The sequence below is a fragment of the Salipaludibacillus keqinensis genome (assembly GCF_003226325.1).
Lineage (GTDB): Bacteria > Bacillota > Bacilli > Bacillales > Salisediminibacteriaceae > Salipaludibacillus > Salipaludibacillus keqinensis.
In genome coordinates, this window is the sequence record NZ_PDOD01000004.1 from 361,063 (window position 1) to 372,941 (window position 11,879).

An 11,879-nucleotide genomic window follows, 5' to 3' on the forward strand; every position below is an offset into this window, starting at 1 on the left:
AAAATCCAGGTACACAGAATTGTCAGAATTATAATTAACCTTACCATTATTCAAAAATAAAATCAATTAATTATACAATAAAAAGAATAGAAAATGCATGAGGTGAAACGGCCTTCGAAACCTCATTTTCACTATAAAACGCTTATGTAAACGTTTACAATGATATGTACAAGAAAAAAAAGAGAGGATAAGTGATCCTGCTCTTTTTTGTGATGTATATTTATGCATATTTCCAATTTAAAAATACGTCGTCTACAGCTTTAATGGTGTCGTTTACATCAGCTTCAGAATGTTCAGTGGTGAGGAACCACGCTTCGTACTTAGATGGCGCAAGGTTAATGCCTCTTTTCAATAATTCCTTGAAGAAGTAAGCGAACTTGTCTCCATTACTTTCTTCTGCATGCTCATAGTTCGATACATGTTCCACATCGAAATAAACAGTGAGTGCTCCTTTCAAACGATTAATTGTAACCGGAACACCGTGTTGATCTGCTGAGTTTTTGATCCCTTTTTCCAATTGTTGACCGAGTAAATCAAGCTTTTCATAAACATTAGTCTGTTGTAGCACCTCAAGACAAGCAATTCCAGCCCTAACTGATGCCGGGTTGCCAGCCATCGTGCCAGCCTGATATGCAGGACCGAGCGGTGAAATTTCTTCCATGATTTTCTTTTTTCCGCCATAAGCTCCGATAGGAAGACCGCCACCGATGATTTTACCTAAGGCAGTTAAATCAGGTTCCACCCCAAGAAGATTTTGAGCACCTCCATACATGAATCGGAAAGCGGTGATTACTTCATCATAGATCACTAAAGCACCAGCTTCGTGAGCCAACTCATTCACTGACTTAAGAAATCCGGGCTTCGGTTCGACAATACCAAAGTTACCCACAATCGGCTCCACAAGGACTCCCGCAATCTCATTTCCCCAATGGTTTAGCGCTTCTTCAAAAGCGTCTATATCATTGAAAGGTACGGTAATTACTTCTTTAGCGATACTTTCAGTAACCCCGGCAGAATCAGGGTTTCCTAGAGTGGAGGGGCCTGAACCGGCAGCTACTAAAACTAAATCGGAATGTCCGTGATAGCAGCCAGCAAATTTAATAATTTTGTCACGGCCAGTATAAGCTCGGGCGACTCGGATTGTCGTCATAACGGCTTCAGTTCCGGAGTTAACAAAGCGCACTCGTTCTAAAGATGGAATGGCGTCTCTAAGCATATGAGCAAACCTATTCTCATGAGTAGTCGGTGTACCGAAGAGAACCCCATCCTCGGCCGCTTCTTGAATGGCTTTTGTGATGTGGGGATGTGCATGACCCGTGATGATTGGCCCGTATGCAGCGAGGTAATCAATATATTGATTGTCGTCTTCGTCCCAAAAATATGGTCCTTTTCCTTTTTTCATGAAAACAGGCGTACCACCGCCGATCCCTTTATAAGAACGTGATGGGCTGTTAACACCGCCGAGAATGACATCTTTCGCTTCTTTATATAGTTGTTCTGATTTTTCGAATGACATATGTATAGGCCTCCTAAATTCACTGTTTGGTTCAGATTAGATTGTATCATGAATCCGTTTATCTACCACAGGCCAATCTTTTGGGAACATTTAAAAAGTGGGAACCGAGAATAATAACAGATCTGCAAAAATATCTTGTCCTAATTTAATCATGTAAGTCATAGATTAAGTTGAGGTGATACGATGAACGGCCTCTTGATTTTATTAGTGATAATCATTTCTTTTATGGGGATGGGAATGAGTCTATACTTACTCATCAAAAAACAACCAGCGTATGATCGAAGGCTCTCTATTCGTCATTTTATTGTATTACTTGTTGTTTATGCGAATGTCATGGTTGGATTTGGGGTTCTTTATATTGCCCTTGAACTGCTTGGTATTTCCGTACTAAAAGAAGGAGAAGCTCTCCATACCGATTCGTTCCTCCATTTAATTGAAGACGTCCTATATTTCAGTGCGGTCACTCTCTTAACTGTTGGTTATGGGGACATCATTCCCCAAGGGGTGGGACGGTGGATTGCGATGATCCAAGCCTTAATTGGGTATTTGTTACCCGCTGCCTTCGTTGTGACCACATTCATCCATTATGATGAATCTTCTCAGAAGCGTCCGAATCGTTTGTAGCCATTAGAAAAATTGGGTATGATGAATAGGACAACTGTTGAAGGAGGAAGGCATATGACGATTGAAATAGGACAACAAGTCGCAGATCGAACACTTCATTCTAATGGTGGAAAAGAAGTTTCTCTTTCGGATTACCGAGGGAAGTACATCGTGCTTTATTTTTACCCGAAAGACATGACTCCGGGATGTACAACCGAAGCTTGTGATTTCAGAGACAATCATAAAAGTTTCGAGGAATTGGATGCGGTGATTCTCGGAGTTAGTCCAGATCCTGTAGCTCGTCACGAAAAGTTTATTGATAAACATGACTTGCCGTTTGAATTGTTAGCAGATGAGAACCACGAATTGGCAGAGGACTTTGGCGTTTGGAAATTAAAGAAAAATTTCGGTAAAGAATACATGGGAATTGAACGGTCGACCTTCGTCATTGATAAAGAGGGTAAGTTGTTAAAAGAGTGGCGTAAAGTAAAGGTGAAGGGGCATGTAGAAGAAGCCCTTGAGTATTTGCGTCAGGAAACAAAATAATTATAACGGAAACCACCTGTACATGCAGGTGGTTTTATTATCTTGAAAAATCGTTAGTCCTGCTTTTTCTTGCTGAATTCTCGAAGCAACTGAATCACCTCTTCGGTTTCTCCAGTCGTCTTCATTTCTCCATCTTTTGTGACTATTAAGTACGTAGGAAAAGAACTGAAATCTAGTTCTTCTATACGTGAATAATTACTATGAAAGGGGCGTGCGGTGATATAATAATCTCTTGCTGACAAATGTATTTCTCTACTTTCTCTTAAGGCATTTAATTCACTTCTTAACTCATTTTCAGCGTTTGATAGCTGGAAATCTTCATGGAAAACTGTAATTGATACGTTTGCATCATTAGGAGCATGTAGGTTTTTTACGTCTTCCAGTGTCATAGGCTGTATATGAATTTCTTCAGCAGTATAGGCAGGGTTAAAGGAATATAAATCCGAATAATCAGAGTTCTTATTTTGCATCACCCATGTGAACTCTTCTTTAAAAGAGATGCCCATTGTATCCCCGTGATAAATTAGATCTTCAGGGAGATCTGTATATTTCTGAGGAGTATTAAAGTCCGGATGAAAAATCTTTGTGTCTTCTGTTAAAGAAATTGCATACAATTCTACTTCATAATCACTATCTATATTTTGAAAACTATGGAACGTAAGATAGTCATTGGAGGAATCTTTCACGAATAAGGTGAAGAATCCACTAGATATGTCAAATGTTAATGTCTGACCTCTTACGTCTTCTTCAAATAATTCCTCAGATTCAATCCCTTGGCACCCCACTGTTAGGAAAGTGATAAGTATGAACCACGCCCTTAACTTGTGCATGGGTTAATCCCCCTCTCTTTCTTTAAAATAATCAATCACTTCTTGCCAATCGTCGGTTAGAATTTCTTTTCCTTCATTAGAAAGAACTAAATGACTCATAGGATCTGTATGTACATAACGGTCAATCGGATTATCTTCAGCCACAAAAAAACTTTGCCAAGAGATTTGCTCTCGGGAATGTAAATGAGGAGTTAAGTCACTTATAACATTAGAAGGAATTGTGATGTCGTCATCATCCTTATGAAAGGTCATTAAAAAAAACTTGGACTCAATTAAGGGAGAGTGAAAATTGATAAAATCTTCTAATCCATATGGGAGTAACTCAATTTTTTCAGCCTTGTAGACAGGTAAGAAGCGAGGCTGGTAGCTCAAATAACGATCTAGTTCGGTCCATTTTTCTTCCCACTCTTCATTGGAGCGAACTTTTATTTCTCGATTAGCCATGAATTGAAATGCGGAATCTTCCAAATCACCATACATATGAATTTCCCCATCCTCATCGACAATTTCAGTGGACGATGAAAGCATAACGCGATAAGCGTTTACTGAATACTCACTTATTCGATGTCGATTCACATTATTTATTACTGAAGTTCCACCTAGTGTGTCTTCCTTTAACACGAGCAACGTATCAAATCCATCTGCAGGGCCAGTGACTCTGCCGGTGAAATCACCACTCATTTCTTCCTTGTCGTCTTGTGAACAACCGACGATAAGAAATAATAATAAAAACACCCTGCATTTCATTAAGCCACAACCTTTCTTTATGTAAAATTCTAGCATAAATCAAAGAGAGGCATCTATAAAAATAAATGAATTGACACAATTTTGAAAACGAAGTATCATGTTAGTTAATTAGTTAAGTAACTAACCAAATAGGTGGTGAGAGCATGAAAAGTCAACTAGATGATGATAAACCGATTTTTCAGCAAATATGCGTGATGATCGAGGAAGATATATTAGATAACCAGATCCATGAAGAAGAAAAAATTCCATCGACAAATGAGCTAGCGAAATTCTATCGTATCAATCCTGCCACGGCGGCTAAAGGTATCCAGACGTTAGTTGATAAAGAAATTATTTATAAACGAAGGGGGATTGGCATGTTCGTTCAAAAAGGGGCTAAAGAAAAATTAATTGAAGAACGGAAACAGACATTCATGAAAAACTATGTTGAACCTCTGTTGCATGAAGCAAAACGATTGCGAGTGGGGAAAGAAGAAATTATCTCTTACATGGAAAGGGAGGATGACCAATGAGTTCAATGGTGGAAGTTAAAGAATTAAACTATTCCTATGGCAAGGAGAAAGTGTTAAATCAAATATCTTTAACCCTTGAAACAGGAAAAATATATGGTTTATGGGGACGGAATGGAGCAGGAAAAACAACGTTAATGAGATGTATTTCAGGTCTTTCTCCGGCTAACGAAATTTATGTTAATGGGTCTGTCCCTTATGATAACGAAGAAATCTCACCGCACATTTGTTTCATTCAAGAAAACCATCCGCTTAACCCTTTATGGTCAGTGAAAGATGCCTTTTGCATCGCTGCTAATTTCAAGGAATCATGGAATGAAGCATTGGCTGAAAAAGCAGCCGCTGCTTTTCATTTGAAACTATCAATGAAAGTAAAGAAAATGTCTAAAGGAATGAAAACAGCTTTAGCACTTACTATTGGGCTTGCTAGCAGAGCAAGGGTTACTATTTTCGATGAACCTACAAATGGACTAGATGCCGCTCATAGAGAAACTTTTTATGACTTATTAATGGAAGAGCATGAGCAAAGGGACAGACTTTTTCTCATTTCTACCCATTACATCAATGAACTGCACCGCTATATTGAAAACCTTCTAGTTCTTAAAGAGGGAGCGTTAATTCAAGATAAAACGATGGAACAATTTCGTCAATCTGCTGGTTTTATTCATGGAACAAAGGAGGAACTAAACTGGTTGACCGGAAAAGCATATATTTTAGAGAAAAAAGAAATGGGGCCGTTGGTTCGGTACATGATCGATTTAGATACGTGTGAAGATGAACACGTCCTTGAAAAGGTTGAAGACCACGTTCATTTGCAAGATTATCTGCTTCGTGTGACAGACAATAAATAATTAGGGGGGAAATCCTATGTCAGCTTTACCTGGGATCGTGTATATTTTTAGGAAAGAGATGTTAAGTTCATATATCTCATTCTGGCTTATCTTCTCAGCTTTTATTTTTGGTTTCTACGCATTAGGGCTGTGGGCACGGACACAGACTGGAACAGTAGAATTCACAACGAATTCTGATCTTATAGTCATGATCTATATATTTGTTACCGGAACACTTACTGTTAGACCTGTTTTTTATTATGGGTTGTCGTTCGGTGGGACGAGAAAGCATATTTATCAATCGATCATCATCATTTTTGCCCTCTTTTCTCTAGTGACAGCATTGATTCACACCATTTATTACCACGGGTTCATGCGATTATTCGCTACCAGTGATGTGGCTATTCAAATAGAAAGTATATTTATTATGGGTGGGTTGGAGCCATCTGTTATTGGTATTTTTCTCCTACAGTGTGCTATATTCATGCTTTTTATTTCTCTCGGTTTTTTGTTGTCTTTAGTCAAATATCATTTTGGTTCTATAGGTCTGTATATTGCAGCGGCACTTTTCCTTACGACAATTTTAGTTCCTGTTTTCAATTCTTATTGGGGAGATTTAGGAAGATGGATCAGTCAAGCGAATGAAATTCAGCTAACATTTACCACGATAGGCGCTATTCTCCTTGTTTTACTAATACCACTTACTTTTATTAAGCGTATTTCATCTTTTCATGGTGAAAAAAGTGGATAATTGAACACTTGTCGTCACTTTTTAAATAAGAAATGATTTTTTAACTCTTTTATGGAATGGTTGATCATAAGCGAAGTTTCCAGTGATGTTAAGAGGGATAAAAATTAAAATGTTCATAATTAAACCAAATGATTCTTTCACTCTGTTAAAATAATACGTGAAATAGTCATGTGCGGGAGTTGAACCGATGAAACAGATGATCCCATTTTTGGTCATAGGAGTTATTGTTGCTGGTGCTATGTTTTTGTTAAGAGATGAGTACGAAGAACCGTTTCAACCGGATTTGAGTGATGAAGTAACGCAAAACGATTGGAATGCCATATTTTTCATCAATGATATAGAAAACGATGTAGCAGAAGTGGGATTGAGATTAACGTTTATTAACGAGGATTTGGAACCGGATGAGATAGATGCTCTGGAATTTTTCGTTGAGTTTGACGACACTGAACTGAATGGATTTTTTTATCAAGATTTGGAAGTGGAACAGTTCGATGGAACGGTTAAGCATGGTGAGGAATGCCAAGAGTGCTCTGAAAATCTAGGCGAAAAGATTGTGGCTAGTGCAGTTGTCAACTGGAGAGCTAATGGTGAAACGAAAACAGAGCAATTTCATTTTGGATTAGTCACTGACTGATAAATTTTTTCGGCTTGGCGAGGGCGGCTCCTCGCTTTTTTTAGTGAAAGGTTTCAGAACAGAACAGATTTTTTCGATAATGCCTCATCCAGTTCCGTTCACCTTTCTACTATAATAAATATCATGTTCCCCTTTCACATGCTGTGGTAATATGATAACTAACAGGATAGCCCGTGAGGAGGCTCTTTGCGACATGATCATAGTAACTTCAGCAAAAGTAAGAAGAGATATAAGAGAAAATTTAATACAAACTCATCCGGATATAGATTTTCGATTTCACACTCATATCAATGATGCAGAGGATGATTTAAAGGAAGCGGAGATTCTCATAACCTATGGTGAAGATTTGACCGAGAATCACATCTATAGCGCGATAAATTTAAAATGGATCATGGTGATTGCTGCAGGTTTGGATAAAATGCCGTTTGTTGCCATTGAAAATAAAGGAATTATTGTTACAAGTGCCAAAGGAATTCATGCAATACCGATGGCTGAATATACTATGAGCATGATGCTTCAAGTAGCTAGACAGGCAAAGACAGTAATAAGTAATGAGCAAAACAAAAAGTGGGACCGCTTCCTCGAGATGACAGAACTTCATAGAAAAACTATAGGCATCTTGGGAGCGGGAGCGATTGGTCAGGAGATAGCTCGATTAGCAAAAGCCTTCAACATGAAGGTCATCGGATTGAACCGTACGGGAAAGCAGCTAAATAACTTTGATAAGATCGTTACAAAAAAAGATATAGACAACTTGCTTAACGAAGCAGATTTTGTCATCACGGTTCTTCCAAAAATGAAAGAAACCAATGAGATCTTAGCTAAGGATCAGTTTAACCAAATGAAAGAGAATGCTATTTTGATTAATATTGGTCGAGGGAATGTTATTAATGAAGAAGATTTATTAGCTGCTCTAGCCAGTGGAAAGCTTATGCATGCCGTTCTTGATGTATTTCATGACGAACCTTTGCCTCAAGATCATCCTTTTTGGCTCGAAAACCAAATCACTGTGACACCGCACATCTCGGGAATATCACCTCAATACCAACCAAGAGCATTTGAGATATTTGACCATAATTTAAACGTGTTTTGTTCGCACGAAGGGAATTATATTAACTTGATCGACCCGAGAAAAGGATACTAAAAAAGAACAGGAGGACTGCGGAATGAAACTAATGGTTTGCGTTGTTCAAAATCGATATCGTTCGGCAATGGAAGAAGGTTTAAAAGAAAAGAATTACCGAATGACTGAACTTTCCAGTAGCGGAGGTTTTTTAAAAAAAGGGAGCACAACCTTTTTAATTGGCATTATTGAAGAGGATATTGAAAACCTTCGTGAGAATATGCACCAAATCTGCTATGCAGTAGAAAAGAAAAAAGGTAAATCTCCAGAGGAATCTAGTCGTTATACATCTTTCTTGATAGATGTGAAAGATAGTATGCCTTTCTTTCAGAAATCTGCAAAACAATAAGACAGTAGGTGTTTGGCTTCATAGAGGCATACCCATTGTTGTTGGCATATAAAGGCGTTAAGATTGACAACCTTTGCAGCGATTAGTTATACTAATTATAAATATTATAAAGTAATAATTGCTACTTGTTCAGTAATAGAAATAATAATGAAATGATGAATTGTAAGTTCATTAGTTTTTTAGCAGAAGAGGTGAAACCAATGGAAAACCATCGACTTCAAGATGCGTTACATTCTTTAAAAAATACTAAAGTAAGAATGACGCCTCAGCGTCATGCGATTTTAGAGTTTTTGTTTAGTGCTAAGGCACATCCGACAGCAGATGAGATTTATAAAGCACTGGAGAGAAAATTTCCGAATATGAGTGTGGCAACAGTTTACAATAATCTTCGTGTATTTAAAGACGTGGGGTTGGTACGAGAGTTAACTTATGGAGACTCATCTAGCAGATTTGACAGTAATACCTCGGATCATTACCATGTTATTTGCGAAGAGTGTGGCAAAATCGTAGACTTTCATTATCCAGGTCTAGATGAAGTGGAAACATTGGCTGAGCACGTAACTGGGTTTAATGTAACGAATCACCGCATGGAGATATATGGTGAATGTCAAGATTGTCAAAAGAATCCAAAACATTGATGTGTGAATCGGAAGCCCTTGCTTTCGATTTTTTCTTTTTTAGAACACCTTATAAATGATAAAAAAGACAAAGGGAGTTTATTATTCCCCTTTGTCTTTTTTGCGATTATATTTTTCGTCGAACTCTTTACCTTCCAATGACTTGTCCACTGTTAATGGGGCGTTGCAATGCATACAAGCGTCCACTCTGCCAAGCATTTTTGTGTATTTTTCACAATCAGGACACAGTACTTGGACAGTTTTGGATGATAACATGCCAATCCAAAAATAAATGACCGTACTTGCGATAATGGCCAAAAAACCTAATAACATAAACAAAGTCATTAAGATAGGGCTTGTTTGAAAAAACAACCCTAAGTACATGATGATGATGCCCGCAAAGATTAGAACAAGTGCAAATGTTCTAATTTTATTAATTTTATTCGTATATTTCACACCCATAAAAACGCCTCCCGAGAGAAAATTATATCACATTCAACTGAATGGACAACAGAATCAACTTTTCATTTATAAGAATGTTTGTGATAAAAGTTAAAGGGATTTTGTGCAGAGTGTCGAAGAGAAAAGAGGTACACTGCGAAAATTTAACATTATATAATCTTTATCCTAGTGAAATGTTATGGAAAATGCCACTAGTTTTAATTGAATGATTTAATAAACATAGTTGTTGATCATTTTAATCTATACAACGATGTCTTAGCTCGTATTTGTAAACGAAGCGGTGATGTTACCGAGATTGCCCTTTGGCATCTTCTGTATGTTTTTTCACAGGAACGTCAGAATGCTTCTGAATCCAAGAACAATTCGTTCGGAAAATTATCAGAAAAGTCAGCGATAGTATGTACAGAGCCGAATATAAGTAGATCGGTGATTAATAATAGATTTAAAAGGAGGATATGCTTTATGGATGATTTATTGCGGCAATTATATCAAGACCGTACAAACGACGAACATACATTAGGAATCATATCAGTAGAAAAGCGAAAACAACAAGAGGCGAATACTGACTATTTTGACGTGGTGTTACTTGTTATATTAGATGATAGTAAATCTGCATGGGAAATTAAGCACTACGAATACAGTGAGTATAAAGTTGCTATGCATTTAGTTAATACAATGCAATTGCATGATTGGCTGCTCAATAGCTCTAACCGTAGAGTGGTTGATTGGCTTATGAATGGGAAGGTTATCTTCGATCGAAATGAATATATGAAGGAATTTCGTCATCAGATGATGGAGTTTCCTTATGAGGACCGTCAAGAGAAAATTGGAGTGGAATTTTCCAAGCTGATAAGAAGGTTTACAGACGGGAAATCTCTATATTATGAAGGACATTACCTGGATTCGTATAACCAAATCGTACATGCTCTCCATCATTTAGCTCGTCTATCTGTTATCGAGCATGGTTTTTATCCAGAGGTAACTGTTTGGCAACAAGTGAGGAAAATAGAGCCAGAGATACATAAATTATATTCCGAGCTTGTTACCGGAACAGAATCAATTGAAAAGAAGTTAGAGCTATTACTTATAGCAAATGAATTTGAATTGATGTCAAAAACAAAACTGGGTAGTGCTCATTTGTTAGATTTAATGAAAAAAGAGGAAACCCCATGGACGATTCAAGAGCTTAAACAGCAATTATCTATTCATGAGTATTCTTTGGATTTGAGTATATTGCTGGAATACTTAGTTCAGAAAGGCTATGTAGATGTAGTTAAGGAAGAAACGAAAGGGCAAGCAATTTACCATCGTCAATATGTAGTAAATGCTTCAAATAATTGAAAGGGGTTAAGTTAATACTTGAGACCAACTCATGAAATCATTTATCATTCTAGCGATTCATTTCTCTCTTCAATTTTGAGTAGGGGCAAGCCCTAAACAAGAGGGAAATGAATCGCCTTTTTCAGTGGCGGAATACTTGTTAGCGGGGCAGGTATACCTGTAAGCTGTTTTTTTATCGGGAAGATATGAAGTTTGTTTAGGAAGTATAACTGTTACGTGAAAGTTCCAACGGTAGAATATATTCTACATTAATCTAAGTTGCGAGAACAGAACTAAAAGTGAAGGTGATGAAATTAATATGAGATGAGGAATCGTTGTTCGTTTCTTTTGTCAAATTAGTTAGGATATTATTCTAACCTTTAACCAATGGTGTCCATTTAAGAGAAGGATTGCTTTTGCCAGAGATTATTCAAAAATACCTTGCTCGTTTATTACCTAACAAGTGTAGTTCATTGTTTTTCTATAATTAATGTTTGCCGAGCCAATTTTTAATGATAATATTATATTAATTATAGCTTGAAGTTTTTTCTTACTATATACAACTATATTAATTATATTTTGCTAACTCTATCATATTGCTAGTATTGCTTTAATATCAGGCCGTTAGTTGCGTTTGATGGAGCGAACTAAAGACAGACATATTGAAACCTTTGTTTCTAAACAAAAGAAAATGATAAAAAAGGGTTGTATTATTAATTTGATCTGTGGTATATTATTTCTTGTCGCTGTGAGGCGCAATTGATTTTAAAAAGCATTTTGCTTTTAAAAAAATTATAAAATGTGTTGACGTTGAGGTTGGACAGGTGTTATACTGATCAAGTCGCTATAAAAACGACAACATATAGTTGACCTTTGAAAACTAAACAAAAAGCCAAGCGAAGTGGGATATTTTAAAATATCCCGTCAATGAAACAAATTTTTAACTTTTTGATGTCAGAGACATCAAACTTGATGATTAGTCATCGTACTTTATCGGAGAGTTTGATCCTGGCTCAGGACGAACGCTGGCGGCGTGCCTAAT

14 protein-coding genes are annotated in these 11,879 nt (G+C 37.1%); 10 read left to right on the forward strand and 4 right to left on the reverse strand.

Going from position 1 to position 11,879, the window contains the following annotated elements; all coding sequences use genetic code 11:
• Positions 1 to 220: 220 nt before the first annotated feature.
• The gene (locus CR194_RS16540; RefSeq protein WP_110611067.1) at positions 221 to 1,516 is read right to left on the reverse strand and encodes a glutamate-1-semialdehyde 2,1-aminomutase; all 1,296 of its coding nucleotides are present in this window, start codon (positions 1,514 to 1,516) and stop codon (positions 221 to 223) included.
• A gap of 183 nt (positions 1,517 to 1,699) precedes the next feature.
• On the opposite strand from CR194_RS16540, the gene CR194_RS16545 reads away from it, so the two are divergent.
• Together CR194_RS16545 and bcp are read left to right on the forward strand one after the other, a co-directional pair.
• Positions 1,700 to 2,140 carry a potassium channel family protein gene (locus tag CR194_RS16545; protein ID WP_110611069.1) on the forward strand — a complete coding sequence of 147 codons (441 nt, stop codon included), beginning with the start codon at positions 1,700 to 1,702 and terminating at the stop codon, positions 2,138 to 2,140.
• A 54-nt stretch (positions 2,141 to 2,194) separates the two neighbouring features.
• Positions 2,195 to 2,665 (forward strand): thioredoxin-dependent thiol peroxidase, encoded by a 471-nt coding sequence (bcp, locus tag CR194_RS16550; RefSeq protein WP_110611071.1) that lies wholly within the window; start codon positions 2,195 to 2,197, stop codon positions 2,663 to 2,665.
• A gap of 53 nt (positions 2,666 to 2,718) precedes the next feature.
• Here bcp and CR194_RS16555 read toward each other — a convergent pair whose 3' ends face one another.
• Positions 2,719 to 3,495: a hypothetical protein gene (locus CR194_RS16555; protein WP_110611073.1), complete on the reverse strand. Its 777-nt coding sequence runs from the start codon at positions 3,493 to 3,495 to the stop codon at positions 2,719 to 2,721.
• Positions 3,496 to 3,498: 3 nt separating this feature from the next.
• Positions 3,499 to 4,230 (reverse strand): hypothetical protein, encoded by a 732-nt coding sequence (locus CR194_RS16560; RefSeq protein WP_146035968.1) that lies wholly within the window; start codon positions 4,228 to 4,230, stop codon positions 3,499 to 3,501.
• A gap of 155 nt (positions 4,231 to 4,385) precedes the next feature.
• Between CR194_RS16560 and CR194_RS16565 the strand changes: the two genes are divergently transcribed.
• The 7 genes from CR194_RS16565 to perR all read left to right on the forward strand — a co-directional run bounded on the left by CR194_RS16565 (position 4,386) and on the right by perR (position 9,076).
• A complete protein-coding gene (locus CR194_RS16565; protein ID WP_110611077.1) occupies positions 4,386 to 4,754 on the forward strand; it encodes a GntR family transcriptional regulator in 369 nt (122 codons plus the stop codon).
• Entirely contained in the window at positions 4,751 to 5,602 is an 852-nt protein-coding gene (locus CR194_RS16570; RefSeq protein WP_110611079.1) for an ATP-binding cassette domain-containing protein, read from the forward strand. Before CR194_RS16565 ends, CR194_RS16570 begins: the two co-directional genes overlap by 4 nt.
• Positions 5,603 to 5,618: 16 nt before the next feature.
• A complete protein-coding gene (locus tag CR194_RS16575; RefSeq protein ID WP_110611081.1) occupies positions 5,619 to 6,332 on the forward strand; it encodes a hypothetical protein in 714 nt (237 codons plus the stop codon).
• Positions 6,333 to 6,519: 187 nt separating this feature from the next.
• Positions 6,520 to 6,966: a hypothetical protein gene (locus CR194_RS16580; RefSeq protein WP_110611083.1), complete on the forward strand. Its 447-nt coding sequence runs from the start codon at positions 6,520 to 6,522 to the stop codon at positions 6,964 to 6,966.
• Positions 6,967 to 7,159: 193 nt separating this feature from the next.
• Positions 7,160 to 8,110 (forward strand): D-2-hydroxyacid dehydrogenase, encoded by a 951-nt coding sequence (locus CR194_RS16585; protein WP_110611085.1) that lies wholly within the window; start codon positions 7,160 to 7,162, stop codon positions 8,108 to 8,110.
• 22 nt (positions 8,111 to 8,132) lie between these two features.
• Positions 8,133 to 8,438: a cyclic-di-AMP receptor gene (locus tag CR194_RS16590; protein ID WP_110611087.1), complete on the forward strand. Its 306-nt coding sequence runs from the start codon at positions 8,133 to 8,135 to the stop codon at positions 8,436 to 8,438.
• A 200-nt stretch (positions 8,439 to 8,638) separates the two neighbouring features.
• A complete protein-coding gene (gene perR / locus CR194_RS16595) occupies positions 8,639 to 9,076 on the forward strand; it encodes a peroxide-responsive transcriptional repressor PerR (RefSeq protein ID WP_110611089.1) in 438 nt (145 codons plus the stop codon).
• An 81-nt stretch (positions 9,077 to 9,157) separates the two neighbouring features.
• Here the strand turns inward: perR and CR194_RS16600 are convergent, their stop codons facing one another.
• A complete protein-coding gene (locus CR194_RS16600; RefSeq protein WP_110611091.1) occupies positions 9,158 to 9,517 on the reverse strand; it encodes a YgzB family protein in 360 nt (119 codons plus the stop codon).
• A gap of 462 nt (positions 9,518 to 9,979) precedes the next feature.
• Here CR194_RS16600 and CR194_RS16605 point away from each other — a divergent pair, with 462 nt between their 5' ends.
• Complete coding sequence (locus tag CR194_RS16605; RefSeq protein ID WP_110611094.1) at positions 9,980 to 10,858, forward strand: nucleotidyltransferase-like protein; 879 nt, start codon at positions 9,980 to 9,982, stop codon at positions 10,856 to 10,858.
• Positions 10,859 to 11,879: the final 1,021 nt, after the last annotated feature.

What these genes read in the sequence shown, in the direction of transcription:
- CR194_RS16540 (WP_110611067.1), bottom strand. Translation starts at nt 1,516, where the DNA reads ATGTCATTCGAAAAATCAGAACAACTATATAAAGAAGCGAAAGATGTC.
- CR194_RS16545 (WP_110611069.1), top strand. Translation starts at nt 1,700, where the DNA reads ATGAACGGCCTCTTGATTTTATTAGTGATAATCATTTCTTTTATGGGG.
- bcp (WP_110611071.1), top strand. Translation starts at nt 2,195, where the DNA reads ATGACGATTGAAATAGGACAACAAGTCGCAGATCGAACACTTCATTCT.
- CR194_RS16555 (WP_110611073.1), bottom strand. Translation starts at nt 3,495, where the DNA reads ATGCACAAGTTAAGGGCGTGGTTCATACTTATCACTTTCCTAACAGTG.
- CR194_RS16565 (WP_110611077.1), top strand. Translation starts at nt 4,386, where the DNA reads ATGAAAAGTCAACTAGATGATGATAAACCGATTTTTCAGCAAATATGC.
- CR194_RS16570 (WP_110611079.1), top strand. Translation starts at nt 4,751, where the DNA reads ATGAGTTCAATGGTGGAAGTTAAAGAATTAAACTATTCCTATGGCAAG.
- CR194_RS16575 (WP_110611081.1), top strand. Translation starts at nt 5,619, where the DNA reads ATGTCAGCTTTACCTGGGATCGTGTATATTTTTAGGAAAGAGATGTTA.
- CR194_RS16580 (WP_110611083.1), top strand. Translation starts at nt 6,520, where the DNA reads ATGAAACAGATGATCCCATTTTTGGTCATAGGAGTTATTGTTGCTGGT.
- CR194_RS16585 (WP_110611085.1), top strand. Translation starts at nt 7,160, where the DNA reads ATGATCATAGTAACTTCAGCAAAAGTAAGAAGAGATATAAGAGAAAAT.
- CR194_RS16590 (WP_110611087.1), top strand. Translation starts at nt 8,133, where the DNA reads ATGAAACTAATGGTTTGCGTTGTTCAAAATCGATATCGTTCGGCAATG.
- perR (WP_110611089.1), top strand. Translation starts at nt 8,639, where the DNA reads ATGGAAAACCATCGACTTCAAGATGCGTTACATTCTTTAAAAAATACT.
- CR194_RS16600 (WP_110611091.1), bottom strand. Translation starts at nt 9,517, where the DNA reads ATGGGTGTGAAATATACGAATAAAATTAATAAAATTAGAACATTTGCA.
- CR194_RS16605 (WP_110611094.1), top strand. Translation starts at nt 9,980, where the DNA reads ATGGATGATTTATTGCGGCAATTATATCAAGACCGTACAAACGACGAA.